This window comes from Paraburkholderia phytofirmans OLGA172, from assembly GCF_001634365.1.
Classification (GTDB): Bacteria; Pseudomonadota; Gammaproteobacteria; order Burkholderiales; family Burkholderiaceae; genus Paraburkholderia.
This window is the reverse complement of the sequence record NZ_CP014579.1, coordinates 2,875,218-2,901,993: the sequence shown is the minus strand read 5'-3', so window position 1 is coordinate 2,901,993 and position 26,776 is coordinate 2,875,218. Positions and strand designations below refer to the sequence as shown.

Below are 26,776 nucleotides of genomic sequence, written 5' to 3'. Positions count from 1 at the left end.
TCAACAATTGGGAAGCAGACATTCAACGCTCCGGTTCAGCGGCGGCCCGCACAGCGGACCGTTCGCTGCAACCGATTGTCAGGCCGGCCTCACTGACGCACATAGCGCAAGTGCGTGGCGGCTGGACCATCAAGAACCCTGTCAATGCGAAACTGCGGCCCTGGCTCGCCCAGGTTCTCGAAGAGACGCCGCCCACCGCCGAACAACACGGGTGACAAGGCGATTTCCAGCTCGTCAACGACACCCATGGTCAGGTATTGCTGGATCACATCGGCTCCACCCGCGATACGAATATCACGACTGCCTGCGGATTCCCGAGCCAGCTCAAGGGCACGCTCCGGCCCGTCATTGATGAAGTGGAAGATCGTCCCACCCGGGCGCACCCAGGGTTCGCGTTTCTCGTGCGTAAGAACGTATACCGGTGTGTGAAACGGAGCCTCCTCCGGCCAGGCGCGCTCGCCTTGCTCGAACATTCGCTTGCCCATAATGTTGGCGCCGATGCGCTCCGTTGTGCTGCGAAGCAGGTCATTGACCGGGCCAGTCTCTCCCTCTGGTCCGAGCTTGTGGTTCTCGCGGAAGTACTGTTGATTGAAGATCCAGGCCATCAGCGCACCCCACTTGGCGCCCCAGTTCTTGTACTCAGGCGTGTCCCAATTCTCCATGGTCATTCCTTCCGGTGCCATGTAGCCATCGAGGCTAAGTCCAATGTTGACGAATACTTTACTCATGATTCTCCTCTCGCAGGTTCGGATGTCGGCCTAACTTTAATATAGGGCGACAGTTTTGCGCCCTAATTTCGACGACTGGACTTCCCTCATCGGCAATCGAGTCTCGCGCGCCGATACTGAATCGGCGCGACGCCACGAGTCGATTTGAAGGCGCGGCTGAAGGAAAATTCTGACTGGTATCCAACGCGCGCCGCGATATCGCGAAGTCGCAGATCGGTCTGCTCGAGCAGTTGAGCGGCAATCCCCATGCGCCAGCGCGTTAGATAGCTGTGCGGTGGTTCACCTACTGAGTTGCTGAAGTTGCGGGCGAACGCAGCGCGCGACAAACCAGCTTCTTTGGCGAGATCCTCCAGTGTCCACGCACGTTCGGGTGCTTCGTGTATGTGCGCGAGAACCCGTGTGATGTGCGGCGAACGCAGCGCCGAAAACCAGTCGTTTGTTGCCGGAGATGCAGCGTCGGCCCAATCGCGCATGAAGTAGACGAACAAGGACGAGAGCAGGTTACGAACCACGATCTGATTCCCGAAGTTTGGCGTCTCCACTTCGTTACGAAGCATCCGCAACGTGTCGCATAGCGGTGAACATCCAGGTTCCATTCCAGCGCGGAGCGACACGGCTTGTGGTAGCGCCCGCAGAGCGGGAAGCACCAAGTGCTGATCTACGTCGAACTGGCCGCAAATCAGCGTGGTGGCCTTTGGGTCGCGGTCGACGACCCCATCACGCCTAGCCAGGAACGTTTCCAGCGGCATGGCTTTGCCTCGCCCAGAATGCGCCACTTCATGCGCACTGCCACGCGGGAACAAGACTAGTTCACCAGCCTGCAATTCCATCGTTTTCGTCTCGGGTTGGCGCACGAAAGCACGCCCTTCCGCCACGAAGTGGAACACCACGGCGTTGCGAGGTTGCACCTCGAACCCCCATGGGCCTGCCACGCGTGTGCGCACCAGCACCAAGCCGTCGGCCCGGACTGCTTTCAACCAACCGTTCAACGCATTCATGACCGTATCCTAGCAGAATGAGACGAATTGCTATGTTTTATCACCATATTGGTATGGATCATCTTCCAAAGAACGTTTCCAATGAGAGCTACAAAACACGGAGGCGAAATCATGAACAGGGATCACGTCCTACAAGTGCTTGACACTATCTACGAGAAGATCTTCAACAAGGGCCAGGCGAACCTGTATCCGGATTTCGTGAGCGGGCCATATATTCAACACAATCCGCTTTTTCCAGATGGGCTCGACGGCATCTTGGGCTACATCAAGCAGGCCGGGCGCATTCCATGCGAGGTTAAACGCATTGCGATAGATGGCGATCTTGCTTTTGTGCACGTGCGCTACCGCCTCCTTCATCACTCGGTCCGATCAGCGACGCCGACCTTGTCGCAACGCTGCCAGGTTTCACGAACGCTTACGCCGAAGTCAACGGTATCCGCCTGCACTACGTGGAAGGTGGTACCGGCGCCCCGCTGATCCTACTGCCGAGCTGGCCGCAGATTTGGTGGGAATTCAAGCGCGTACTGCCGCCGCTCGCCGAACGCTATCGCGTGCTCGCCGTCGATTTTCGCGGCATGGGCAGCTCGGACAAACCCGACGACGGTTACGACAAGAAGACCATGGCGTCGGACATCCACGCCCTCGTATCCCAGCTTGACCTAGGTCCGGTGAATATCGCTGGCAACGATGTCGGCGCGAGGGTGGCCTACAGTTTTGCCGCTAACCATCCAGAGGCTACGCGTAAGCTGGTGATGATGGACTCGCCGCATCCATTCGCGGTATTCGAGCAGATTCCTCTGCTTCCAGCGCCGGGTACCTACGATCTGGAAAATCCGGCGCGCGCGGTACATCCGTGGTGGTTTGCTTTCAACCAGATTCCAGGACTGTCAGAACGAGTGTTCGCGGGCCGCTACGGCATCGTGCAGGATTGGCTGTTCGACTACCTGGCAGCCGACAGGACAGCAATCACCGCGCACGACCGCGCGGTGTATACGGCAGCTTACGACAGCGCGGATGCGCTACGCGCAGCCAACAGCTGGTTCTCCTCCTTTGCAACTGACATCGCTGATGTTGGCGGCTATGCGCCGCTGACTATTCCGGTGCTCGGGCTAGGCGGTATCAGCTACGACTTCCTCGCTGCTTTCCTTGGCACGGCTGCCCCTGACGCGACAGTGTTAAAGCTACCGAATACCGGGCACTGGATTCCAGATGAGCAACCGGAAGAAACCGTGCGGCATCTCAATAGATTCTTCGGATGAACATTCACATGCGCTAGTGATTGACCTCTCTCAGCACGTCTATGAACGCCCGCAGACCAGCAGGCACCTCGTACTCCCGTCACGCACCCGGGCGCGGGGTGCTAGCCACGCGCCTCACAACCGCATCAAGATCGTTGACGGGGCCCACCCGGATCTCCAGATCGATCCGATCTTCCGCCATATCTCGTACGAAGTCCGAAAGAACAAGATCGACCTGAAGGCCGGCATTGAGCGACAACAGCTCGGGTATGAGTGGAAGGATTTGTGAACCACTAGAGACCGGCAGTCATTTTTCTCGTGTCCAAAGGATAGCGTGCGACGTGGAGTTACCCGCGATCTGGCCGCTCTCGGTGATCCCGACAGCTTCGCTGAAGTTGTCCCCGGGGAGCGTGCCCAGGTCGGTCATCACCCCGTGTTCGAACAGAAAGGCGTGCGGCAAGTACGGGTTGGTTCCGGGATCCGACTCGCCGACCACCTGGCCGCGATTGTTGATCCCAAAAGCGTTACTGTCGTTGCGACCGGGGAGCGTGCCCAGGTCAGTCATCACCCCGTTTTCAAACAGAAAGCCGTGCACGGCCCCGCTTGCGGTAGACGATATGCCGATCACCTGGCCGCGATTGTTGATCCCCTGAGCATGGCTGTTGCCGTTACTACCCTGGAGCGTGCCCAGGTCAGTCATCACCCCGTGTTCATACAGAAAGGCGTGCGCGTACCCACCTGCGATGGACGAATAGCCGACCACCTGGCCGCGATTGTTGATCCCCAAAGCTCCGCTATCGCTGCCACCGGGGAGCGTGCCCAAGTCGGTCACCACCCCGTTTTCAAACAGAGCAGCGTGAACGTACCCGCGCAGGTTGGACGCTAAACCAACCGCCTGGCCGCGCTCGTTGATCCCGGCAGCTCCGCTGACGTCGCCGCCGGGGAGCGTACCCAGGTCGGTCATCACCCCGTGTTCGAACAGAAAGGCGTGCGAGTTCCCGCGTGCGGTGCTAGAGGAACCGACCACCTGGCCGCGATTGTTGACCGCGAAAGCTGTGCTATCGCTGCCACCGGGGAACGTGCCCAGGTCTGTCACCCCCCCTTTTTCAAACAGACAAGCGTGCGTGTTCCCGCCCGCGGTGATCGAATAGCCGACCACCTGGCCGCGCTCGTTGATCCCGAGAGCGTTGCTGTAGTTAAAGCCACCGGGGAGCGCGCCGAGATCTTTGATGATGAGACTTTGGCCTGCGGCAGGCTGGAATGCAGCGACCGCGATCAGAGTGAAAACAATCAGGGCGCGGCGAACATGGCGCACATTGCCAATCACCTTGCATGCGGATTGCATAGTGATCCCCTTTCCTGGAATAAAACCTGGATCGCGATAAATTCATATGCGGCACAACGGGGCACACCTTGCGTCTCGATATAGGCGCAGATCGAAATAAAGTTGAGTCTTTTTTGCAAATAAAAATCTGCTATATATGCCGTTCGCGCATCTGTATCAGGATAAATTGCGCTGGCTTGCATCGGAAAGCGGCCATGGTTAGTTCGGATTGCTGACCGGCACAACCCAGACGTTAGAGCTGATCCACCATGGGTCGCCGTGATCAATGACGAGATAGCCTGTTATCCGCTTCCCGTGTTGGAGATTAGAATATGTACGCAGATAGAAGTTACGGACCACTCTAGTCTATGGAGTACCTTTTTTCAACTTATTAAATAGCGAGGCAAATTAATGACAATGCAAAATTGCGATGACTGCCTTTGCTCGATAGCGGGTTAAACGCATTTCCTTATACACAAATCGACGTGCCTGGAATCGATGCTGGATAGCAAATCAGCCAGGAGGGGGTTGTTAACAATGCGGATTTCGCGTTTACTCTCGGATTTTCGGCATGAAGACTCGAGACGACGCGGGAGCATGGGTGGACGAGGAATTTGAGACGCTGGATTTGGGTGATCCACGGCGAGACCGGCGCGCGAAGGAGCTGGTCAAGCGGTTCGCCAGCCGGCCCACGGCCAGCATTCCGGGCGCGTGCGAAGGCTGGGCCGAGACGATGGCGGCATATCGTTTTCTGGGCAATGAGCGCATCGACTGGCGCGACATGATGCAGCCGCATTGGGACCGTACCACGACGCGCATGGGGCAGTTGCCGGTGGTGCTTTGCATTGCCGATACGACAGAGCTGAACTTTAACGGTCAGGACATTGAAGGGGCCGGCCCGCTCAGTTATGAAGCACAGGTGGGCATGTATCTTCACGCGACCTATGCGGTGACACCGGATCGGGAGCCGCTGGGTGTGATGAACGCATGGATGTGGGCGCGCGAACCACGCGATGCAAACGGCAGGCGTGGCGGTGTCAGGGAAAGTGTGCGGTGGGTCGAAAGCTATGAGATCGTGGCCGAACAGGCACGGGCCCTGCCTGACACGCGACTGGTGTATGTGGCCGATCGTGAAGGCGACATCGCCGCGCTCATGCAGCGTGCGCAGGAACTGGGTGAACCGGCGGACTGGCTGATGCGCTCGCAGCACAATCGCGCCCTGAAGGGCGAAGCGAATTTGTGGGAGACGGTGCACGCCAGTGAGGTGGTCGGCCACATCAGCTTCGTGCTGCCCGGGCGCAGCGGCCAGAAGGCGCGTGAAGTGAGGCAGGAACTGCGTAGCCAGCGCATCACGCTGCCCGGGCGTGCCGGTGTCACGCTCACCTGCCTCGAGGCGTATGAAGTGGATGCGCCAGCGGGTGTGAAGCCCGTCATCTGGCGTCTTGTGACCAACCGCGAAGCGGGCGATGCGCATGCGCTCATCGAACTCGTTGACTGGTACCGCGCGAGGTGGGAAATAGAAATGTTCTTCAACGTCCTGAAGAACGCCTGCCGGGTTGAAGCGCTGCAACTCTCACAGATGGAGCGCGTGGAGAAGGCGCTCGCGCTGTACATGGTCGTATCGTGGCGTATCGCACGGCTCATGCGTGTCGGCAGAACCTGTCCGGAGCTGGACGCGTCGTTGTTCTTCGCGGCTGACGAGATACACGGCGCTCACGTGCTCTGTAAGAAGGCGCGTCCGAAAAAACCACCGACGCTCAGCCAGGTGATACGGATGATCGCGTCACTGGGAGGATTCCTCGGGCGCAAGAGCGACGGCGAACCGGGCGCGAAGACGCTGTGGATTGGCATGCAGCGAGTCATGGATGCTGTGATCACCATTCAGATCTTGCGCGACGGTTACGACACTTCTGTATAACGAAATGGGTTAAACGATCGCTCGGGTTTGAGCGTTCGACTCGATGGACCCATCTCCCAATTCCGGTTGCTACGACGTTGCAGGTGAGTCCTCGATTGGCGCGGGTTGCAATGTTTGTGCGCATTCGCGGCATGGCTGCCGAGATCGGCGCGCGCCTGCGCGTGATGATCGATGAAGGCGAGTTGCCGCCGAGTGCCAGGATCGACGAAAAGGAACTGTGTGTCACCTTCGACGTATCGAAAACGCCTTTGCGGGAGGCGCTGAAGGTGCTCGTCTCCGAAGGATTGGTCACGCATCGCCAGTACATTGGCTATCGGGTGGCGCCGATCGATCTCGCCGATCTCAACGCAACGTTCGAACTGCTGCATGGACTCGAGACGAGTTATTAGCCGTTCGCGACCCGTGAAGGTTTATCCGTCTTGGCTCGCGCACCAGACGCTCGTGGGTGATGAACACGACTGTCTAGGTCGACAGGCCTCGTCGCACTATCTGCGCAGGACGAGTCGACTATTGAGCGGCGGATGTCTGCGCCGGTTTCCAGGCGATGTGTGGTGGCGAGCTTTCGGTGATTTGACGACTGGCTTGCGATCGAAGCCTTCGAAAGCCCATGGCGCAGCGCGATCATTTCAAATGGCTGTTGCGCCAGTCACGCGGCGTCACGCCAAAGCGTGCATAAAACCAGTTCGTGAAGGAACCCTGCTGTGAATAGCCTAGCAGTGCGGAAACCCGCCCGATGGGATAGCGTGGGTTGCTCATATAGCGCACGGCAAGTTCGCCCCTGACTTCCTCGACCAGACGCGAGAAGCTGGTATGCGCCAGTTCAAGTTGGCGCTGCATGGTGCGAACGCTCAGACATAAATGGCGGGCAACCCGCTCGACGGTGGCCTGCTCGAGGGGCAGCAACAGGTAGATCGCCTTGCGCACTTCCAGCGCGGTCGAATCGACACCCGTCACATTGAGCGAATCCGCGAGGCTCTCGGCATATCGCACCAGTTCCGGGTCAGCGGCGGGATTCGGGTAGTCGAGATCGGCGGCCGCGCACACGAAGCCGTTGAAATCGCTGCCAAACTCCAACGGACAGCCGAAGAACCGTCGATGAAAAGTCAGGTCTTTCGGTGCTTGATGAACAAAATGGACGGAGCGTGGTTTCCAGTGATCACCAAGCAGGGCGCTGGAGTGGCGCCAGAGGACACCGACCGTGAGTTCGATCGCCTGATTCGTTGGGGTACCCGGTTCGACGACCAGTTCTTCCCGAATTGTGACCGTTTCGCCCGCGTCCTCGACGTACACAGCCAGGGCTTCGTTTAGCAAATGCCGGTATTCGGCTGTGGCCAGCAACACCTCGCGCAGCGTGCGTTTGTGCGCGAGCAGGACATTGACCACACCGGTACCGAACTTCTGCCGGGTCTCGGCCATTTGCAGCGCGAAAGTCGGGCATGACGCTTTTTCGGCCGTAAGTTCCAGCAGCCGGCACGCGGCGGCTGCCTGAATGCGATCGTCCGGATTCGCAAGCGCCGCGGTATCGATCCCGACCTGCTGCGCAAGCTCGACCGGGTTCAGTCCGACCCGCCGCGTCACATCGAAGTAGCCGCTCATGGCTACCGAGCGCAGCATCGATTCCATCGTTATGCCTCCGCACGCATCTTACGGGCAGCGCCTTGCCGTCCGGTAATGAAAATGCCTCCCGCGCGCAAATACTGGTGTTAACGCGCAGTGGCATGAAATGCTAAAAGGATGGCGCCCAATCACAAAAGTGTAACGCAGGATTGCCGTATCGTGAGATCTCAACGGTTCATCATGTTCCGACCAGTTTTGATTCGGCCAGCCGTGTCGCACGCGTCGGAATACCGTCCCCCTATTGGAGAACACGATGCAATTCCTCGACGATTCGCTGCACCCCGAGAACCAGGACAAGGTTGTCATCACGACTGCTCCGTACGGCCCGGAATGGATGCCCGAGGACTTTCCGGAAGACATTCCGGTGACGATGGAGGAGCAGATCCAGAAGGCCGTCGATTGCTACAACGCTGGCGCGACCGTCCTGCACCTGCACGTGCGTGAACTGGATGGCAAGGGCTCCAAGCGCCTGTCGAAATTCAACGAACTCATCGCGGGTGTGCGCGCGGCCGTGCCGGACATGATCATCCAGGTCGGAGGTTCGATCTCGTTCGCGCCGGAAGACGACGGCCAGGCTGCGAAGTGGCTGTCCGACGACACGCGTCACATGCTGGCCGACCTCGACCCGAAGCCCGATCAGGTGACGGTGGCGATCAACACCACGCAGATGAACATCATGGAGTTGCTCTATCCGGAATACCTGGAAGGCACGTCGCTGGCCAATCCCGCGCTCATGGCTGCCTACAGTGAAATGACGGTGCCCGCGGGTCCGGGCTGGGTTGAGGAACACCTGCGACGCCTGCAGGCATCGGGCATCCAGCCGCACTTCCAGCTCACCGGCATCCATGCGCTCGAAACGCTCGACCGCCTGGTGCGCAAGGGCGTCTACAAGGGGCCGCTGAACCTGACGTGGATCGGAATCGGCGGCGGCTTTGACGGTCCGAACCCGCACAACTTCTTCAACTTCGTTCACCGTGCGCCGGACGGCGGCACGGTCACGGCCGAGTCGTTGCTGAAGAACGTCCTGCCGTTCAACATGATGGCGATGGCCATGGGCCTGCATCCTCGCTGCGGCATCGAAGACACGATCATCGACCAGCACGGCAACCGCATGACCTCGGTGCAGCAGATCGAGCAGTGCGTGCGCGTGGCCCGCGAACTGGGCCGCGAGATCGCAAGCGGTAAGGAGGCGCGCGAGATCTACAAGATCGGCGTGCAGTACAACACGGTCGACGAGACACTCGCGGCCAACGGCATGGCACCGAACCGGAAGGCAGGCGTTAAGAACCTGCCGCTGCGCGCGGCGTAAGGGATGGGTACGCGGCTGACGCTTCGCGGATGTCGGGTTTCAAAGGTAGGGCTCTCCGGTATGCCGGGGAGGGTTGCACGGTAGCCATAAAGGCCCCTTTGCCCTGCAAGGCAAAGGCGGCCGCCAACGAGCTGGACACGAAGGAGACGACTCATGTTCACGCATGCTGAGCCCACCACGGCCGATGTTTCGACGACGCAGAAAGACGTGCGCGCCTATGCGTGGGTGGTATTTGCCCTGACGGTGGGGTTGCTGCTCTCCGACTACATGTCGCGGCAGGTGTTGAATGCGGTGTTCCCGATGCTCAAGGCCACATGGAACCTTTCCGACACCCGCCTGGGTTCGCTGAGCAGTGTAGTCGCGCTGATGGTCGGCGTGCTCACCTTTCCGCTCTCGGTGCTCGCCGACCGCTGGGGCCGCGTGAAGAGCATTGTGCTGATGGCGGCGATGTGGAGTCTCGCGACGCTCGGCTGTGCGCTCTCGACGAGCTATCACGAGATGCTGCTCGCGCGCGCCTTCGTCGGTATCGGTGAAGCCGCCTATGGCAGTGTCGGCATCGCGGTTGTGCTCAGCATCTTTCCGGCACGTCTGCGCTCCACGCTCACCGCCGCGTTCATGGCCGGAGGGGCGTTCGGTTCAGTGCTGGGCATGGCGCTCGGGGGGACAGTCGCGGCTCACCTGGGCTGGCGCGCGGCGTTCGGCGCAATGGCGGCCCTGGGGATCGTGCTGCTGGTTTTCTACCGGTTTGCCGTCACCGAAAAACAGCTAGCGCGGCTGCAGCCTGCAAGTGTGATCAGGCAAGCGCAGGGCGACCGTGTGTGCATGAGCGTCCGCGCGCTGATGAAAGGCCTCTTTTCGACGAAGTCAGTCGTGTGCGCCTACGTCGGCAGCGGTATCCACCTGCTGGTCCCAGCCGCCGTATGGGCATGGATGCCCAGCTTCCTGAACCGCTACTACGGCATGTCTACCGGCAAGGCGGCAATGAGCGCGGCAGTGTTCGTGCTGGCGACCGCTTTCGGCATGGTGGTATGCGGAATGCTGACCGACCGGCTCAGCAAGCATGAGCGGGAAAGGAAGTGGAGCACCGCCGTCGCCTTCTGTCTGATCTGCTTCGTGCTGCTCACGATCGGTTTCCGGATGCCGGTGGGTCCGGCACAACTCGTCGTGATTGGAGCCGGCATGTTCTTCAGCGCAGGCGCGACCGGCCCCTCGGGTGCGATGGTGGCGAACCTCACCCCGCCGTCGATCCATGCGTCGGCGTTTGCCACCCTGACGCTGGCGAACAACCTGCTGGGGCTGGCACCCGCTGCCGTCCTGACGGGCATCGTGGCCGACCGGATCGGGCTGCTCGGCGCGTTGCAACTCGTACCGTTTGCACCTCTCGCCGCGGCAATCGCCTTCTTCATCGGCAAGCGGAACTATGGTGTCGACCTCGATCGGTTGAGTGCTCTTCGTGAACAGGCCGGGGCTGACCCGACGGTCGCCCGCGAGCTTCAGACCTGGCAAGTGAGCCTGAGAGCAGAACGGGCCACCCCATCACAGGCCAAATAAATTTGCAGTTCGAGTAATGAATAGGAGATTTGACATGGCGAAAGCAGTGCGCTTCCATGAAACCGGCGGTCCCGAAGTTTTGCGCTACGAAAACGTTGAAGTGGGCGACCCCGGCCCCGGACAGGTTCGCTTGCGCCATGAGGCAGTGGGCCTGAATTTCGCCGACACCTATTTCCGCACGGGCCTGTACCCCGTGCCGCTGCCTGCGGGCATGGGTGTCGAGGCTGCAGGTGTGGTCGAGGCAATCGGTTCCGACGTGACCAACGTCGCGGTCGGCGATCGCGTGACCTACACGGGATTTCTCAACACACTCGGCGCCTACAGCACTGAACGCCTGATCCCGGCGGCCCCGCTCATCAAGCTGCCGGATGCGATCTCCTGCGAAACGGCGGCCGGCATGACGATGCGAGGCCTGACCTCGTCGTACCTGATGCGCCGCATTCATGACTTCAGGGCGGGCGACACTATCCTGCTGCATGCCGCCGCCGGCGGTGTCGGCCTGATTGTGTCGCAATGGGCGAAGCTGCTGGGTCTCACCGTGATCGGCACGGTGTCAAACGAGGCCAAGGGCGAGGTGGCCCGTGCGCATGGCTGCGATCACATCGTTTACTACAGCCGGGAGGACGTCGCGAAGCGCGTGCGCGAACTGACCAACGGCGTGGGCGTGGACGTCGTGTTCGACAGCGTCGGCAAGGATACCTTCGAGGCGTCGCTCGATTCGCTCAGGCGCCGTGGCTTGATGGTCTGCGTCGGCACGGCGTCCGGGCCGATCCCGCCGTTCAATCCACAGATTCTGGCAATGAAGGGCTCGCTCTACCTGACGCGCCCCGCGCTGGCGGACTATATCGCCGACCCCGCCGAGAAGGACGAACTCGCCGGCGAACTCTTCGGGCATGTCGCCGCGGGCCGCATCAAGATCGAACTCAACCAGCGTTACGCGCTGGAGGATGCGGCGCAGGCCCACCGCGACCTCGAAACGCGCAAGACGACCGGCTCATCGGTCTTCGTCATCTGAGGAGCGGGCCATGCGAGTCGAACAATTGACGTGTGCCATCGGTGCCGAACTGATCGGGGTGAATCTCGCCGATGCCATCCACGATGACAGCCTGTTTGCCGGGATCCGGGCGGCGCTGCTTGAGCACAGGGTGCTGTTCCTGCGCGACCAGGCTATCTCGCGCGCCGAGCACGTCGCATTCGCGCGTCGTTTCGGCGCGCTGGAAGACCATCCCGTCGCGGGCAGCGATCCCGAGCATCCGGGCCTCGTGCGCATCTACAAGAACCCGGATCAACCCAACGACCGGTATGAAAACGCGTGGCACGCGGATGCCACCTGGCGCGAGGCGCCGCAGTTCGGCGCTGTCCTGCGCTGCGTGGAGTGCCCGCCCGTCGGGGGCGACACGATGTGGGCGAACATGGTCCTCGCCTACGAGAACCTGCCGGACCACGTCAAGACCCAGATCGCGGACCTGCGCGCCCGCCACAGCATCGAGGCGAGCTTCGGTGCCGCGATGCCGATCGAAAAACGTCTCGCTCTTAAGGCGCAATTCCCGGACGCGGAGCATCCGGTCGTGCGCACGCACCCGGAGACCGGTGAGAAGGTGTTGTTCGTGAGTGCCTTCACCACCCATTTCACCAATTACCACACGCCGGCGCGGGTGCGCTTCGGGCAGGACGCCAATCCGGGCGCGGGTGACCTGCTGCGCTATCTCATCAGCCAGGCCTACATCCCCGAGTACCAGGTCCGCTGGCGCTGGAAACCCGATAGCATCGCGATCTGGGACAACCGCAGCACGCAGCACTATGCAGTAATGGACTATTCGCCGTGTCACCGCAAGATGGAGCGCGCCGGAATTATCGGTGACAGGCCGTACTGATCGGGCAGCAACCATCTTGCATGAGATCGGAGTAAGCGCTTTGCAGGGGACCAGCGTAACGCGTTAAAGCGCGAACTCTGGCCGACAGCTGAAGCGCTAACTCCGATCGACAGGAGACCGCTTCATGACTCTCGATATGACACCAACCATCCTGATGGTGCCGGGCTTACGCGACCACGTCGCGGAGCATTGGCAAACGCTGCTGGAGCAAAAGTTGCCCAAGGCGGCCTCGGTGCCGCCGCTCGAGCACGACAAGCTCAGTTGTGCGGCACGCGTTGCAGCGCTCGATGCTGCCCTCGCGAAAATCGATGGCCCGGTGATCCTGGTCGCGCATAGCGCGGGCGTGATGATCACGGTGCATTGGGCCCAGCAGCACAGCCGCAAGATTCACGGTGCACTACTCGCCGCTCCCGCCGACCTCGAGACACCGCTGCCGGCAGGCTATCCGGCCTTCGATGCGATTGCTCAGAACGGTTGGCAGCCGATTCCACGAAAGCCGCTCCCGTTTCCGAGCATTGTCGGTGCGAGCCGCAACGATCCGCTCGCGCAGTTCGAGCGTACCGCGGCGATGGCGAAAGACTGGGGCAGTCGTCTCGTCGACCTCGGCGAAGTCGGTCACCTGAATCCCGCTGCAGGGTTTGGTGAATGGCCGATGGCGGAGACACTGATCCATGAACTCGAATGATCGGATTCCACTCTCCCGAGGCTATTACCAGAGCTATGGTGTTAGCAGTCCGAATATCAAGGAACAGGCAATGTCACGTCAGATACCGGTTGGCGCGGTCGATGAACTCGCGCCAGGCCAGCGCAAACTGGCCTTCGTCGATGGCCGCAGCATTGTCCTGTTCAACATTGATGGCACGATCCACGCAATCGACAACGCGTGTCCCCACAACGGGGCCTCGGTCGCAAGCGGTCAGCTGGAGGGGTGTGTGCTGCGCTGCCCGGCGCACGGTCTGCGCTTCGACCTGCGCACCGGCTGCATGCCGGGCGTGGGTGGGTTGAGCCTGACGACTTTCCCGGTTCGGGTCGTCGGCGGGAAGCTGGTCGTGAGTCTTGGGGATCCGGCCGCCAGTCCCGCGCAGGCACCGGCGTGCAAGTCGGCACCGTGATCCAGGCCGCGCATCGGTACCGGGATCTTGCGCAATTCCTGTCGGCCTGAGACACCGACGTGGCAGCAACACAGTTTCATTCAAGCAACAAGCCATAAGCTGCCGGGTTCACCCGGCGCGCCCCAAACCAGGAGGAGACACAATGAAATTGAAGTCAAGCAGCCTGGCAGTGCTGATATTTTTTTCGGCATCAGCCCATGCCCAGTCGTCGGTCACGCTCTATGGCGTACTCGACAATGGATTCCTGTATCAGAGCACTTCGACCGCAACGTTCCTGCCGACCGCGCATAACCTGGGGCATGTCTATCAACTCAAGGACGGTGGCATCTATGCCAGCTACTGGGGCCTGAAGGGAAGCGAAGATATTGGCGGCGGCTACAAGATCACCTTCAAGCTGCAAGGCACGTTCAACACCACGAACGGCAAGTTCGGACTGTCCGATACGCCGGGCACGACCGCAATCTTCAACCAGTTCTCGACGATCGGGGCAAGCGGGCCGTTTGGCACGTTCGACGCCGGCCGGCAGATCATCCCGATGATCTATGCGATGGCGGAAACCGACGTACGCGGCGCACAGTATTTCGGCAGTATCCTGACTGCGTGGCTCGGCATCAATCAGGCGGCCGGCTGGCCCGGCACCAGCACGAATGCTCCAGTCGGCGCCCTCTATGACAGCAACGCGCTGGTCTACAATTCACCAAAATTCTATGGCGCCTCGCTTGCGCTAGAGTATGCGCCGGGTGGCGTCGCAGGGCAGTTCCAGGGCGGCACGCGTGAGTCGGCTGTGCTCAAGTATTCGAATTACGGTCTAAACCTGTCCGCTGTGTACTACAACGGACATGACACCAATCCGTTCCCGCTGACCTATCCGGCGGCGCCGGCTGCGCCTGCGACAGGCCAGAGCAATAATCGCTTCTACTATTTCGGTGCGATGTATACGATCAGCGGGTTTTCTATGTCCGCCTCGTACGGCATCGGCAAGAACCCGGCGAAGAGCAACACCGTCGACTTCGAAATGGTGTCGGGTGGCATCGGCTACCAATTCAATCCGTACTTCAAGATCACGTCCGGCTACTACTACCTGAAGGACCGGAACCATTCAGCGAATCACTCGAGCGAAATCGCAGTGGGTGCCGAATACAACCTATCCCTAAGGACCAAGGTGTACGCGCAAGTCGGCTATGTCGACAACAAGGGGACGATGAACCAGACGATCATCTATGGGGCTCCGGTTGCGCCGGGCGTCTCCACCACTGCGGCCATGGTCGGCATTCGCCATAGCTTCTGATTTCGTCATCTTTATAAACCGGAGTAATCCATGAAAACAATCAAGACACTCGAGCTGTGGGTCGCCGCATGGTTCGTTGCAGCGTCCACGACGGCGTGGTCCCAGACCGGTGACGCAGCCAGTGCGCAGGGTGCTTCCGTGATGGCGGCATCGGGCGCTGTGGCTCCCGCGGGCAGGAAAGCGGACCGTGCCCTGCGCCGTAGGATTTATGCCGCCATCGGGAAGGACAAGGAAATCAGCGCTGGAGACATCAGTGTCATCGCGAAAGACGGCGCGGTGACACTGAATGGCACGGTCACGGAAACTGCCCAGATCGGCAAGGCCGAGGCGATCGCCAGGGGCGTTCCCGGAGTGACGTCGGTGACCAGCAAGCTGACGGTGAAGAAACCGTTTGGCGGCATGTAAGCCGCCGTAGTCAAGCACGGAGGAGCGCCCAGATAGCACAGCATCAGGAACGGTATCAAGCGCCGTCCGACTTTGGCATACGTTTTAGATTCGAAGCTCGCCGGATCGGCGAGCGATCCGGTGCATCCGCCTTGGATCAAGGTGTTCTGCTTCGCTACCGGCGGTTCCAGAAATGTCGCGTATCTGAGAGGTAAAGGCAAGCCGGGTATTCATCGCGTGCTTGCGAGAATGGCGTTCGCGTCGGAGGCAGACGGCTTGCTCCATTCGTGTCCCCGCATGAAATCATCATATTCCGTACCGACAATATGGTTTGTGTAATTGCCCAAGATCTTCGCCGCTACACCGAGCAATACCTCTAGCACGTTTCGGCGCAAGTAACCCGCCGCCAGAAAGGCGTTGATGTCCGCTTCAGCAACGAAACCACGTTCCCGTACAACATGCGTCGTGAAGCGACGCAACGCTTCAAGCTTCGGATCCGCGAGTGGCTTGCCTTCACGTAAGGCAGCGACGAGCGTCGGATCCATGCCGACCTGCAACGCGCGAGCGCTGTGTCCAGCCATCGAATAGTGGCAGTTGTTCTCGAAGTTTGCAGTCATCGATACAACTTGCTGTTCCACTGAGCTCAAGGTGCTCTTGGAGAAAAGCTCGAGAAGCGTGAAATAGCCGGACAGTGTTTCCGGCGACTCGGCCAAATGCGCCTGGAGATTCGGCACTACGCCAAAAATACGTTCTGCCTGTTGGAGGCCCGGTTGAGACGCAGCAGGGGCGGATGCTGCTGTATATGCGAGAAACTTGACCATCGATTGCCTCGAACCAAAAACAATAGTCACACGAGTATCGACGATGCAGCACCTTCGCAGTAGGCGGCGCCGGAACATAAGAGCTATTCCCAACTGGAATAGGGTGTCAGTGCCCGGTTCGAAAGTCCTGAATCGTCAAAGAAATCGGCTCACGGATATTGCGCTTGGGTCGGCTCGCCGGCAATCAACCAATCAGGCAATACGGTTCCTGGATCACCAGCACGTCCATGCTCTGACGGTATGGAGGCAGTCCCATTCGGTATTGGCGGAATAATGCGGGTTCGCATAACCTGAGGCCCGTTACCGACCCCTATAAAACAAAAGCGACGCTGTCGCGCACGCACGGAGACATCTTGAGCAAGCCTCTCGACATCGCATCGCTCATTGATCGCGAGCCGCTTCGGCTCTATCAGTGGGGCATCTTCCTTCTTTGCTTTGCAACCACGGTGTTCGATGGTTTCGACACGCAAGCCATCGCTTTTACGGGCCCGGCGATTGTCGCGACGTTCGGCTTGCGTCCGGGCGATCTCGCGCCCATCCTGATTGCCGGGACGCTCGGCATGACGATCGGCGCGATGACGTTGGGTCTGATCGGCGACAGGGTAGGCCGCCGTCCGGCGCTGCTCGTTGGAGTCGCTGTGTTCAGCGTTGCGTCGCTGCTGACGGCCTGCGCGAGTGGCACCGCGCAGATTCTGGCTTTGCGATTCATCGCCGGACTCGGCATGGGCGGCTGTACACCGGTTCTGCTCGCCCTTGCCGCGGAGTACGGCTCGGCGCGCCACCGAGGCTCGATCATGACGGGTGTTCTGCTGGGCCTGCCGGCAGGAGCGATGCTGGGTGGACTGCTGGCGGCGCGCATGATGCCTGTGATCGGATGGCAGGGCGTGTTCGTCGTCGGCGGAGGGGCGCCGCTGCTGCTCCTCGTCGTGCTGTATTTTGCGTTGCCGGAGTCTCTCCAATATCTGGTTAGTCGGTCAAGCAACGACAGCGCGCAGCGTGTGCGCAACACACTGCGTCGCATCGTGAGCGTCGCGTTGCCGGCCGACGCGATATTTCAGGTCCCGGGGACGGCCGCACGCGCCAGCGTTACCGCACTGTTCAGCAATGGCAATGCGCGCAACACCATTGCTATCTGGGCCGTATATCTGTGCAACTGGGTTGCGTGGTTCATGTTCCTCTCGTGGCTGCCCACCGTGCTGAAAGCCGCGGGCCTGCCCGTTTCGCAAGCGCCGATGGGTACGGTAATCGTGAATGCAGTGTTCATCGTCTGTGCCATTCCCCTCTCGATGCTTCTTCCCAAAGTGAACACTCGCCGTTTGCTGATGGTGCTGCTAGGACTTGGCATTGCGATTTCCGCCGGGCTTGCTTATGCCGGAACTGAGTGGGGCCTGGTCTTTGCGCTTGCGGGGGCGGCAGGGCTTGGTATCGGCGGTCAGCAAATCGCGCTGAACTATCTGGTGGTGGGCGCCTATCCGACGACACTGCGCGCAACGGCGACCGGGTGGGCGATCGGAATGGGCCGGGTCGGTGCGATCGCGGGTTCCGCTATAGGCGGTACGGTCCTTGCGCACGGAGGCCCGGGCGGATTCTATCTGGCGTTGGCCGTACCTCTTGCGGCAGCGATGCTTGCCGTCATCGCGATTCGCACGACGGCGCGCGTGGCCGACAGCGATGTTGCCGTAGCGCATTGATCTACCGCCGTCGCTGCAGCGAAGGCCTATGACGTCCCCAGACGCGTGCGTCCGCCTGGGGATTCCGCAGGCCGTCGAGGAGGGCGATGCGCAGGGCGAAATCTGGAAGGAGTCGCCGCTTCGCCAACACAACGGTTTGGGCTATTGGGCCGCTGTGAGTTTGGGGCTTGTCCTCAATGCCTGCCAGCCCGTCTGCGGCTCCTTTCGCTGATCGCTTACTTGCTCGATGCCGCCTTTCAACACCGCTTCACAAAAGGCCAGACGGGCTCGGTAGTAATCTGCGTGCATCTGAGCGTCGAGGATGCGTTGTTCAGCCTGGAAGAGTTCCAGACGCAATTCTCGCAACGCTTTTTCGGCCTGCTTCTCCGGAGTAAGTGCGTTGCGTACAGCACAGTTGGCTATCCACCGCAGCATGATGAACTCCTCTCATCGTCAGGTGACATTCCGCCGGCTTCAAATCGGACTTTGAAGCCGGGGGTGCAAAACGCCACTGTCCCGACCACTTATTCATACAGCCACTGGTGAGTCAGCGCTATCAATAATCAGGGAGTACCTGTGCGTCACACTGCGCGGTAGATCACGTTGTTGCGAAAAAATTTCTCACCGCCTATGCAACCGGCTTTTCCGCTTCTGTGGCGAGATCATATGGATACACGTGACATGCACCTGAAGCTGCCGCACATCACTTGCGTGTGGCGACGTCACTTCCTCGAGATGACGCGTGAGCAATCGACGAACGTATGCGCGCGCCCCTCTGCGTAACGCACTGCCTCGTCAGTGGACAAAAATTCAACCGTCTCGGCAAAACGTGCAATCACGTTTGCCTGGATGAAGGGCTCCCGCTTATACACGTACCACGCGACTGAGTAACGCCGCTCGGCACCGTTGAACGACACGGATTGATTCTCCGTCACCTCGACGTAAACGCCGTGCCCCCGATATGGTTCGCAAGAATGGCCGTACATATTTCCTCCCCAGCGTCTGCGCACTGGACAAGTTAGGCTATGCAACAAGCATTCTAGGCTATGCAACAACCGTTCCAGGACGTTCGTTCGTTACAGAATGCGCGCCTCGTGATGCCGCAACGAGGGGGACTTACGTGTCATGATCGGTCGGATAAGGTACTTCAGTTTGCCGTGGCCGGATGGCGCCTGCGTGAACCACTTCAGCGAGTCGATTCGTTCGGTACCGCGCCGATCGGCGGAATGCCCTGGCCTTGATTGGAGTTTGCAATCAGGCGCCAGGCATGCGATGGAATTCTTCGATCATGCGCTTTTTTGCATCCGCGAGCTCCTGGTCCAGGCACGCCAGCATACGTCGCGCTTCCGTCGCGTCGATGCCCACCGGCCTCGCCGCGTCGATTCGCTCCTTTGTCCTAGCGACTTTGATGGTCAGTTCCCGACCCACTGCGGACCTCCGACTTTGAGTGGCCTTGACGGCGGCTTCAGGAATTACAACGGCCATTCGAAGACCGGGATAAAGCCGTCAGAGCCGCCGCGCGGGTTGGTGTTTCTCCGCACTTTCTATTTTGTGAACGATAGTGCTATTCTTGGGCTGAATGCTCAGATTTTCCAATATGAAATCGTTTGCCATCCGTATTCGAACGCCTGGATGCGTCGGGACAAGCGTGTACGGTGCGGCGACACGACCTAGAGCCCCCCGGCTGCCGTGCGGTTCAAGGAGAGGTTCAATGTCAGCCACCGCGCTCGCACCGCGAGGTCTGTTCGAGCGACATTTATTGGTCGTTGCAACCCAGCAGGTAGTTGCGGGTCAGTGCAAGCGTCCAGTCGTGACGCTCCTGCTCTCCACCAACGGTCGTCCCTTTCGATTGACGATGCCCGGCATTGGCAGCATCGAAGCGAACGTGATACTGGTCGCGCCGCAGCAACAACGCGCGCTGCAATCCGAAGGCCCTCTGCTCAGCGTGAATGTCGAGCCGGGCCACGCCCAGTACAATTCGCTGCGCAGCAGATTGCGCGGCGACGCAATTGTCGTTTTGGACCCTGGCCATTTTTTGGGCCTCAATGAATTGAGCGGCCTCTTCGAAGGAGGCTCATCCGCCCGTGCAGCGGCTTCATCGATCGATGCCGTGCTCAAGGTAGCCAGCGGGCCCTCATTGAAGTCGACGCGCCTCGATGACCGGGTCGCCGACGTGCTCACATATGTTCATGCGAGCCTGCCTGAGCGGCCGCCCATCGCCACGCTCGCGAAGCTGGTAGGCCTGTCGGAGGATCGGCTGTCGCACCTGTTTGCGGAGACAGTCGGTGTGCCGCTGCGCTCGTACGTCGTGTGGCTGCGCTATCGGCTCGCCATGCAGCAGATCTCACGCACCGAGAGACTCACGGAGTTGGCTAACAAATGTGGCTTCTCCGATGCGGCTCACATGACGCGCACTTTCGTCGAATTCTTCGGGTTTTCCCCGTCTCTTGTACTCCGTAGCGGTTTTGTTCAAGACTTTGCACCGTGCAAATGAAATGATGCCCATGCGTCGCCGTGACTTGGGGTAACGGCGAAATGCAACAGGAGACAAGGATGGGCCATCACAATCATTCAATCACGCTCACGAGCCTGCGTGACATCGACGGACTCGAAAGGCAATCTTCATTCGAAGAGGTGTCGCCGGCGCAGACGGTATATGGCGTCTTCGCGGCTAGTGCCGCGCGATATGGTGACCGGTGTGCGCTTAACATGGTGTTGAGCGGCGAGGAAAGCGAACTTACCCGGCGCGTCGGCTACCGGGCGCTACTCGAGGGCATCACGCGAAGTGCGAATCTGTTCGCGAGTCTGGGTGGGGAAAATGCGGGAGTCGCCTATCTGCTGCCTTCGCTCATCGAAACGCATTTCGTGTTGTGGGGAGCGGAGACATCGGGATTCGCAGTTCCGCTTAACCCTTTGCTGACGCCGGAACAAATCGTCGAACTCGTCCGGGCGGCCGGAGCGAAGCTTCTCGTCACTGTGGGGCCCGCGCTGGATGCGCAGATCTGGGGAAAGAGCGTTCATGTCAAGCGCGCTCTGCCGAATCTGTCTGTGGTCTGCATCGAGCCGCCCGCGCAGCCGGAGGTGAACTGCGTATCCTTCCACGAGGCAGTAGCGCAACGCGGCGGCGACAGGCTCGAATTCAGTGCGAGCAACTCGCCCGATTCGATCGTGGCGTATTTCCATACGGGCGGCACGACAGGCGGACCCAAACTGGTTGCACATACCAGTCGCAATCAGGTATGCGCGGCATTCGGCGCGGCCGCCCTGATGGGGCTTCGAGAAACCGACCGCGTGACGAACGGGATGCCGATGTTTCACGTTGGTGGCGCCATCGCGGGCAGTCTCTCCTTTTTCATGCGTGGCGCGGAGATCGTCGTCTTGTCCCCGCAAGGGCTGCGCAACCCTGACATCGTGCGGCGGTTCTGGAACATCGTGGATCGCTTTGGCATCACGGTGTTGGTCGCCGTGCCAACCGCACTCACCGCGATCCTGGCTATTCCCGTTACAGGTTCGCTCGCGACGGTTCGCTTCGGCCTCACCGGGGCGGCGCCGATCCCGCGAAGCGTAGTGGAACGCTTCACCGCGCTGACAGGGAAACCGCTGCACGAGATTCTGGGAATGACCGAGAGCGGCGGCGTAACGGCGGTCGATCCGACAGGTGATCAGCCGACGGCTGGTTCGGTCGGGATCCGGCTTCCCTACACGACCTTGCGCGTGCGCCGACGGAATCAGGACGGACGCCTTGGCGATGATTGCGTGGCTGGCGAGGTCGGCGTGCTGTTCGTCACTGGACCAACCGTGTCCCCCGGATACCTCGACTCCACGCAGAACGACAAGGTGTTTGCGGACGGCGGACTCGACACTGGCGACCTCGCGTACCTGAGCGCGGATGGGAAGCTTTTCATTGCCGGCCGCGCGAAGGACATCATCATTCGAAGCGGACACAACATCGACCCAGCGATGGTCGAAGCCGCCTTTGCCCGATGTCCATCGGTTGCGACGGCAGTAGTCGTGGGCCAACCCGATCCCTATGCTGGCGAGCTGCCCATTGCCTATGTGACGCTCTCGGCAGGAATGGAGGCGACCGAAGCGGAACTGATCGAGTTCGCGTGTCAATACATCGCGGAACGTCCCGCGTGGCCCAAACGTGTCCATATCGTCGACGCGTTGCCGATGACCGCGGTCGGGAAGGTCCATAAGCCTGCGCTGCGCGCCGATGCAACGGTCCGGCTGCTTCGATCGACGTTGGCCGCACTCGCTCGCGATCCTTCGCTCGAGATCGAGGCGCGAGTGGGCGGAAAACGCGGCCTTGAGGTTGTCGTCACGATGTCCGGTGCAGATGATGCCGCCGTCGAAAAGGTCGATGCCGAAATGAAGAAGTTCCTTTTCGAATACTCGATCCGACGGACGAACACCTCGCTGCAAACCCCTTCGTAGTCCTCGTGGCAATGCCTGCCGCCTGAACGAAGCAAGACCTAATTCTCCTGGCTTTTTTGAGACGTCACCATGCTCGCTACTCAGTATTTCGCAAAAGACCTGTTCAAAGGCAAAACCGTTTTTGTCACCGGTGGAGGCAGCGGCATCAATCTCGGCGTGGCGAAGAACTTCGCCGCACTCGGCGCCAACGTCGCCATCTGTGGACGCACGCAGGAAAAACTGGATGCGGCGGCTGCGGAGTTGCGCTCGTTCGGCACCGAGGTCTGCGTGGCGAGCGCAGACGTGCGCGACAGTGCCGCGCTTGAAGCGGCGTTCGAGAAATCCAGGGCGGAAGTCGGCGCAATGGACGTACTGGTCTGTGGTGCTGCCGGCAATTTTCTCGCACCTGCCGAGAAGCTCTCTCCGAACGGCTTCAAGGCAGTAGTCGACATCGATTTGCTTGGATCTTTCAATGCGACTCACAGCGCATTCGAGCAACTCAATGAAACGAAGGGGTCGATCCTGTACATTTCGGCCGGCATGGCTTACATGCCTCATGCTTTTCAGGTGCATGTGGGCGCAGCCAAGGCTGGCATCGACATGATGATGAAGAACATCGCTCTGGAATGGGGACGATTCGGCATCCGTGCTAACAGCATCGTGCCCGGTCCCATCGAGGGAACTGAGGGGCTGAAGCGCCTTTCCGATCCTGCGGAAAAGGCAAGGCTGATCAGCGCCGTTCCGCTGCGCCGCACCGGAACGGCGGACGACATTGGTCAGGTTGCGGCGTTTCTCGCCTCGCCGCTCGCTTCCTACATGACGGGCTGCGTGGTTGTTTGCGATGGCGGCCAGAACCTGCCCGGCTCGGCGCTGTTCAACACGACTGCCGAGCAGGTACTGCGCGCCCAGCAAGGATGAGCCGATCATGTACTTGGAGAAACATAGTTGGCGAACAAGTCCCGATCGCTGAGCGGCTGACGCTGTCAGCATGATCTCACCGCGAACGTCTGTTTCTTGGTGCGGAGCGGACGTTCAAATGACCGTGCGACGGCTTGGGCGAACGGCAGGAGATGGCCGGTAATTATCTGACGGCAATCGGCAACACGCATTCGGCCCGACATTGCCATAGGGAGGCATTCTGCTCAGCAACATAGTTGCCCCGTCGCGGACCATCAGGAACACTGCCGCCGGGTGTTCCGTTTGGCAAGAGGGTAGTGGAACGCTAGCTTCCCGATAGCCACCCGATGTTTTGTCCAATTGGTACAGGTGAATCTGACCGTCAAGAGCGCAAGCGACCATAGCATCCCCGCTCGGAAGCAACAGTTATTGCGCGAACGCACCGGAAATCACCGCACTGAAGAATTTCGCCGGACCGCCGCCGCTAACCATACTTTGTCGTCGCAGCTTCCAGGTTATAACGGTCGTTCACGTGGTCATCTCTGCCAGCGCGTACTCGACACTGAGCGGTCCATCGCACCGCAGGTGATAATATCCGTTGAACCTTATGCAGACGCATTACTCACGAGTTGCCTTGCAAACCCGTTCGACGTCCGGAACGTTGTGGACGTTGCATCGTGGCGAGCAGCCCGAACAATTGGGCGGTGCAGCGTGTAACTTCGCGCACCGGGCGAGATTCGTGGCCGTTATGATAGCCATGTGGCCCCAGGCAAATGAATACGTATTTCACGTATTTTCGTCATGGCCAGTACCAATTGCATCGGCGACACCTGCAATGAAATCAGGGTCGGACTGACAGACCCGATGCATGAGATCTAATAAAAATTGTCAAGATGTTATTTCGCCCGGGCACGCGGCTTGCCTGAACTTTTTGAGAACGTTAAAACCATGCCTCATTAACTGACATGTGGTCTATGGTGCTATCACTCCGCTATTTGGGAGTTTTGGGAATCTGCGCTTTGTTCGCGGCTTGCGGACAGATTGCGTCCGACCATGCTGCGTGCAGAGTTGATTCCTGTCGCATGCGACACGAGATGTTGCAATCCGGCGAGGCGTCATGGTATTCGGCAACGTTCCAGGGGCATCTGACCGCAAACGGAGAACGCTATGATGGCGGCGCATTAACGGCTGCCCATCGAACATTGCCGCTCGGCAGCTATGTGCGCGTCAGTTCGTTGGCAACAGGAAAGTCGGTTGTCGTGCGTATCAACGATCGCGGACCATACATCAAACACCGAATTATCGATCTCTCTTATGCCGCGGCGAAGACCTTGGGTTTGACAGACGCACGGTCGATGCAAGTACGGATTGAACGTGTAGAGAGCACGGCGAGCACAGAGACGGAGTCGGACGGCGGTGGAATCTTGACGACGGGAAACGGCAGTCGGTAGAAAACACGCGGAGCGTCAACGGCGTTGTGCCGCTCGCGCGGTAGGGGCTACGGTCTGACGCTGAAGGTTAGGGAGAGGCCGATCACGTTCGTGTAACGGTTGACCGTTGATTGCGGTAAACCGGCCATGCGGATTTTGCATCCTGATTCGAATGGCCGTCGGTACAGTCGGCGGTTGTTTCCACTGTCTAATGGTCGCGCGATGCTTACCTTCGTGCGGAATTTGTCGGCCCGACGCAGACTTTCGGTCGCCGAAAAAATGGTCGTACTACTACACGTCTGTCGCGGGCACGGTTGCTGACATTCCAATCGTCTCCGGGCTGGAATGCGCCAGCACGTAGTTCACCAGGGCCTTCAGCTTGGCAGGCTGCTGGCGTCTGCTCGGGTAGTACAGGTAGAACCCGGGGAAAGTCGGTGAGAAGCTGCTCAAGACTCGTTTCAACTTTCTGGCCCGGATGTGAGGAAGCGCGAGCTGCTCGAACGTGTACGCCAGTGCAATGCCATCCAGCGCAGCCTCAACCGAGAACAACGAGTCGCTAATCGTGAGGTTGCCGCTGATCTCGTATTCGACGATGCGGCCGTCAACCTCGAGCTCCCACTTGTGAACGGCCCCGCTGCCTGAAAACCTGAACCGAACGCAGTTGTGATGGATCAGATCGGACGGGTGGCGCGGTACGGGATGCTGCTTGAAGTAGTCAGGCGATCCAACGATGGATACGGCAACCGGGCCGCCGAGAGGCAGCGCGATCATATCCTTCTGGACACTCTCTCCCATTCGAATGCCGGCGTCGAACCCTCTTTCGACGATGTCCACGTAGCCCTCGTCATTCGTCAGCTCCACGTGGACGTCTGGATAGGCCTTCAGGAACCCGGCCAGCAGCGGCTGGAGGACCATCGCGGTCGAGATTCGCGCTGCGTTGATGCGCAGGACGCCCGATGGCCGGCCCTGAAGCTCATGAAGCTGCTCTCCGGCTTCCAGCACGTCGCTCAACGCCGGTCCAATCCGGGACAGGTATGCCTGTCCGGCTTCAGTGAGGCTGACGCTGCGCGTGTTCCGGTTGAGAAGCCTGACGTCGAGCCGGGCCTCCAGGTGGCGGATCGCCTGACTGAGCGCAGAAGGCGAAACCTCGAGCGCTGCCGCGGCGGCAGAGAAGCCACGGTGCTCCGCGACCTTCCAGAATGCGAGCAGTCCATCAAGCTGATTGAGTCTCATGCTTTGAAGAATATCTTCAAAGCATGTTCAGTACTAGGGTGTTTTTCTTCTCAGTCAATCTGCCTAGAGTGAAGAGCATTGACCAGGACTGGGAGTGTGAGCATGAGCAAAGTGTGGTTTATCACGGGTGCTGGCAGCGGTATCGGCGCTGGTACAGCCAGGGCCGCATTGAAGGCGGGTGATCGGGTCGTTGCTACAGGCAGGAACCTGGACAAAATGGGCAATGCCCTGCGCGACCTGGCCGGCGAGAATCTGGAGATTCTCCGGCTCGACGTCTCCGATGAGGCGCAGGCAACGACCGTGGTCGAAGAGGCGCAAAAGAAGTTCGGTCGTATCGATGTAGTCGTGAACAGTGCCGGATACAGCCTCTTAGGCAACTACGAGGAACTGGGAACGCAAGACATTCAACACCTGCTCGCGACGAACTTCTGGGGCGTGAGCAACGTGATGCGCGCAGCGCTGCCGATCATGCGCAGGCAGCGCTCCGGGAACATCATCAACGTCAGTTCCGTGGCAGGCGTGGTCGGCCTGATGCACTGCGGCGCCTACAGCGCGAGCAAGTTCGCCGTGGAGGGCCTTTCGCTTGCCGTGGCTGAGGAGGTCGGAAAGTTCGGCATCAAGATCACGGTGGTCGAGCCGGGATTCTTCCGCACGGACCTGCTGGACGCAGCCAACGCCAAATGGCCGGACAAGCGTATCGACGATTACGCAGCCGCCGAAGTCAGCGCCGAGGAAATGTGGTCCCCATACGCCGGCCAGCAACCGGGCGATCCGGACAAGCTCGGCCAGGTCCTGGTAGAGCTCGCGGGTTTGGACATTCCGCCGCGCGTGTTCGTGGCGGGAAGCGATGCACTGGCGGTGGTCGGGCCGGCTGTGGAGGCTCGGCTGAAGGCGGTGCACGCCCTGGAGTCGCTTTCGACGTCGACGGACGGTAGCTTCTAATCGCGAGGTGAGTCGCCCTTGCCACC

26 protein-coding genes and 1 pseudogene are annotated in these 26,776 nt (G+C 60.0%); 19 read left to right on the top strand and 8 right to left on the bottom strand.

Translation table 11 applies throughout. The annotated features are described in order from the left end of the window. Nucleotides 1-89: 89 nt before the first annotated feature. Nucleotides 90-728 (bottom strand): dihydrofolate reductase family protein, encoded by a 639-nt coding sequence (locus tag AYM40_RS32925; RefSeq protein WP_063500151.1) that lies wholly within the window; start codon nucleotides 726-728, stop codon nucleotides 90-92. An 86-nt stretch (nucleotides 729-814) separates the two neighbouring features. After that, nucleotides 815-1,726: an AraC family transcriptional regulator gene (locus AYM40_RS32920; protein ID WP_082855433.1), complete on the bottom strand. Its 912-nt coding sequence runs from the start codon at nucleotides 1,724-1,726 to the stop codon at nucleotides 815-817. A 111-nt stretch (nucleotides 1,727-1,837) separates the two neighbouring features. Between AYM40_RS32920 and AYM40_RS42035 the strand changes: the two genes are divergently transcribed. Both AYM40_RS42035 and AYM40_RS32910 read left to right on the top strand, forming a co-directional pair. After that, nucleotides 1,838-2,203 (top strand): hypothetical protein, encoded by a 366-nt coding sequence (locus AYM40_RS42035; protein ID WP_181448446.1) that lies wholly within the window; start codon nucleotides 1,838-1,840, stop codon nucleotides 2,201-2,203. Further along, nucleotides 2,176-2,985, top strand: a complete 810-nt coding sequence (locus AYM40_RS32910) for an alpha/beta fold hydrolase (RefSeq protein ID WP_201788174.1) — start codon at nucleotides 2,176-2,178, stop codon at nucleotides 2,983-2,985. Before AYM40_RS42035 ends, AYM40_RS32910 begins: the two co-directional genes overlap by 28 nt. Before the next feature lie 286 nt (nucleotides 2,986-3,271). Here AYM40_RS32910 and AYM40_RS32900 read toward each other — a convergent pair whose 3' ends face one another. Then, nucleotides 3,272-4,309, bottom strand: coding sequence for an HAF repeat-containing protein (locus AYM40_RS32900; RefSeq protein ID WP_063500147.1), 1,038 nt, complete (start codon nucleotides 4,307-4,309; stop codon nucleotides 3,272-3,274). Nucleotides 4,310-4,859: 550 nt separating this feature from the next. Between AYM40_RS32900 and AYM40_RS32895 the strand changes: the two genes are divergently transcribed. Both AYM40_RS32895 and AYM40_RS32890 read left to right on the top strand, forming a co-directional pair. Further along, nucleotides 4,860-6,206 (top strand): IS4 family transposase, encoded by a 1,347-nt coding sequence (locus AYM40_RS32895; protein WP_063496178.1) that lies wholly within the window; start codon nucleotides 4,860-4,862, stop codon nucleotides 6,204-6,206. A 110-nt stretch (nucleotides 6,207-6,316) separates the two neighbouring features. Continuing rightward, nucleotides 6,317-6,583: pseudogene (locus AYM40_RS32890) on the top strand (GntR family transcriptional regulator); the annotation flags it as partial. 244 nt (nucleotides 6,584-6,827) lie between these two features. Here the strand turns inward: AYM40_RS32890 and AYM40_RS32885 are convergent. Next, entirely contained in the window at nucleotides 6,828-7,829 is a 1,002-nt protein-coding gene (locus AYM40_RS32885) for an AraC family transcriptional regulator (RefSeq protein ID WP_063500146.1), read from the bottom strand. 247 nt (nucleotides 7,830-8,076) lie between these two features. Here AYM40_RS32885 and AYM40_RS32880 point away from each other — a divergent pair, with 247 nt between their 5' ends. From AYM40_RS32880 to AYM40_RS32845, 8 genes are all read left to right on the top strand, one after another. After that, a complete protein-coding gene (locus AYM40_RS32880; protein ID WP_063500145.1) occupies nucleotides 8,077-9,132 on the top strand; it encodes a 3-keto-5-aminohexanoate cleavage protein in 1,056 nt (351 codons plus the stop codon). A 153-nt stretch (nucleotides 9,133-9,285) separates the two neighbouring features. Continuing rightward, nucleotides 9,286-10,683, top strand: a complete 1,398-nt coding sequence (locus AYM40_RS32875; RefSeq protein WP_236721019.1) for an MFS transporter — start codon at nucleotides 9,286-9,288, stop codon at nucleotides 10,681-10,683. Between the two features lie 34 nt (nucleotides 10,684-10,717). After that, nucleotides 10,718-11,698 carry a quinone oxidoreductase family protein gene (locus AYM40_RS32870; protein ID WP_063500144.1) on the top strand — a complete coding sequence of 327 codons (981 nt, stop codon included), beginning with the start codon at nucleotides 10,718-10,720 and terminating at the stop codon, nucleotides 11,696-11,698. 10 nt (nucleotides 11,699-11,708) lie between these two features. Beyond that, nucleotides 11,709-12,557 (top strand): TauD/TfdA dioxygenase family protein, encoded by an 849-nt coding sequence (locus tag AYM40_RS32865; protein ID WP_063500143.1) that lies wholly within the window; start codon nucleotides 11,709-11,711, stop codon nucleotides 12,555-12,557. A gap of 124 nt (nucleotides 12,558-12,681) precedes the next feature. Continuing rightward, nucleotides 12,682-13,242 (top strand): RBBP9/YdeN family alpha/beta hydrolase, encoded by a 561-nt coding sequence (locus AYM40_RS32860; RefSeq protein WP_063500142.1) that lies wholly within the window; start codon nucleotides 12,682-12,684, stop codon nucleotides 13,240-13,242. A 70-nt stretch (nucleotides 13,243-13,312) separates the two neighbouring features. Continuing rightward, on the top strand, nucleotides 13,313-13,669 hold the full coding sequence (locus tag AYM40_RS32855) for a Rieske (2Fe-2S) protein (protein ID WP_063500141.1): 357 nt from the start codon (nucleotides 13,313-13,315) through the stop codon (nucleotides 13,667-13,669). 142 nt (nucleotides 13,670-13,811) lie between these two features. Continuing rightward, a complete protein-coding gene (locus tag AYM40_RS32850; RefSeq protein ID WP_063500140.1) occupies nucleotides 13,812-14,957 on the top strand; it encodes a porin in 1,146 nt (381 codons plus the stop codon). A gap of 30 nt (nucleotides 14,958-14,987) precedes the next feature. Then, nucleotides 14,988-15,362, top strand: a complete 375-nt coding sequence (locus tag AYM40_RS32845; protein ID WP_063500139.1) for a BON domain-containing protein — start codon at nucleotides 14,988-14,990, stop codon at nucleotides 15,360-15,362. A gap of 209 nt (nucleotides 15,363-15,571) precedes the next feature. Here the strand turns inward: AYM40_RS32845 and AYM40_RS32840 are convergent, their stop codons facing one another. Beyond that, on the bottom strand, nucleotides 15,572-16,162 hold the full coding sequence (locus tag AYM40_RS32840) for a carboxymuconolactone decarboxylase family protein (RefSeq protein ID WP_063500138.1): 591 nt from the start codon (nucleotides 16,160-16,162) through the stop codon (nucleotides 15,572-15,574). A gap of 353 nt (nucleotides 16,163-16,515) precedes the next feature. Between AYM40_RS32840 and AYM40_RS32835 the strand changes: the two genes are divergently transcribed. Then, nucleotides 16,516-17,853, top strand: coding sequence for an MFS transporter (locus AYM40_RS32835; RefSeq protein WP_063500137.1), 1,338 nt, complete (start codon nucleotides 16,516-16,518; stop codon nucleotides 17,851-17,853). A 141-nt stretch (nucleotides 17,854-17,994) separates the two neighbouring features. Here AYM40_RS32835 and AYM40_RS32830 read toward each other — a convergent pair whose 3' ends face one another. Together AYM40_RS32830 and AYM40_RS32825 are read right to left on the bottom strand one after the other, a co-directional pair. Continuing rightward, nucleotides 17,995-18,267 (bottom strand): hypothetical protein, encoded by a 273-nt coding sequence (locus AYM40_RS32830; protein ID WP_063500136.1) that lies wholly within the window; start codon nucleotides 18,265-18,267, stop codon nucleotides 17,995-17,997. Between the two features lie 287 nt (nucleotides 18,268-18,554). Continuing rightward, on the bottom strand, nucleotides 18,555-18,749 hold the full coding sequence (locus tag AYM40_RS32825) for a hypothetical protein (RefSeq protein ID WP_148662378.1): 195 nt from the start codon (nucleotides 18,747-18,749) through the stop codon (nucleotides 18,555-18,557). Nucleotides 18,750-19,008: 259 nt separating this feature from the next. Between AYM40_RS32825 and AYM40_RS41640 the strand changes: the two genes are divergently transcribed. The 5 genes from AYM40_RS41640 (at nucleotide 19,009) to AYM40_RS32805 (ending at nucleotide 24,596) form a co-directional block, all read left to right on the top strand. After that, nucleotides 19,009-19,506, top strand: a complete 498-nt coding sequence (locus AYM40_RS41640; RefSeq protein ID WP_158515371.1) for a hypothetical protein — start codon at nucleotides 19,009-19,011, stop codon at nucleotides 19,504-19,506. A gap of 37 nt (nucleotides 19,507-19,543) precedes the next feature. Beyond that, nucleotides 19,544-20,326 carry a helix-turn-helix domain-containing protein gene (locus AYM40_RS32820; protein WP_063500134.1) on the top strand — a complete coding sequence of 261 codons (783 nt, stop codon included), beginning with the start codon at nucleotides 19,544-19,546 and terminating at the stop codon, nucleotides 20,324-20,326. A 59-nt stretch (nucleotides 20,327-20,385) separates the two neighbouring features. After that, nucleotides 20,386-22,269 (top strand): AMP-binding protein, encoded by a 1,884-nt coding sequence (locus AYM40_RS32815; RefSeq protein ID WP_063500133.1) that lies wholly within the window; start codon nucleotides 20,386-20,388, stop codon nucleotides 22,267-22,269. 69 nt (nucleotides 22,270-22,338) lie between these two features. Beyond that, nucleotides 22,339-23,166 carry an SDR family oxidoreductase gene (locus AYM40_RS32810; RefSeq protein ID WP_063500132.1) on the top strand — a complete coding sequence of 276 codons (828 nt, stop codon included), beginning with the start codon at nucleotides 22,339-22,341 and terminating at the stop codon, nucleotides 23,164-23,166. A gap of 1,073 nt (nucleotides 23,167-24,239) precedes the next feature. After that, nucleotides 24,240-24,596, top strand: a complete 357-nt coding sequence (locus AYM40_RS32805; RefSeq protein WP_082855431.1) for a septal ring lytic transglycosylase RlpA family protein — start codon at nucleotides 24,240-24,242, stop codon at nucleotides 24,594-24,596. Nucleotides 24,597-24,866: 270 nt separating this feature from the next. On the opposite strand, the gene AYM40_RS32800 is transcribed toward AYM40_RS32805, so the two are convergent. Further along, a complete protein-coding gene (locus AYM40_RS32800) occupies nucleotides 24,867-25,808 on the bottom strand; it encodes a LysR family transcriptional regulator (protein ID WP_063500131.1) in 942 nt (313 codons plus the stop codon). A 102-nt stretch (nucleotides 25,809-25,910) separates the two neighbouring features. On the opposite strand from AYM40_RS32800, the gene AYM40_RS32795 reads away from it, so the two are divergent. Further along, nucleotides 25,911-26,750: an SDR family oxidoreductase gene (locus AYM40_RS32795; protein ID WP_063500130.1), complete on the top strand. Its 840-nt coding sequence runs from the start codon at nucleotides 25,911-25,913 to the stop codon at nucleotides 26,748-26,750. The last annotated feature ends 26 nt before the right edge of the window (nucleotides 26,751-26,776 follow it).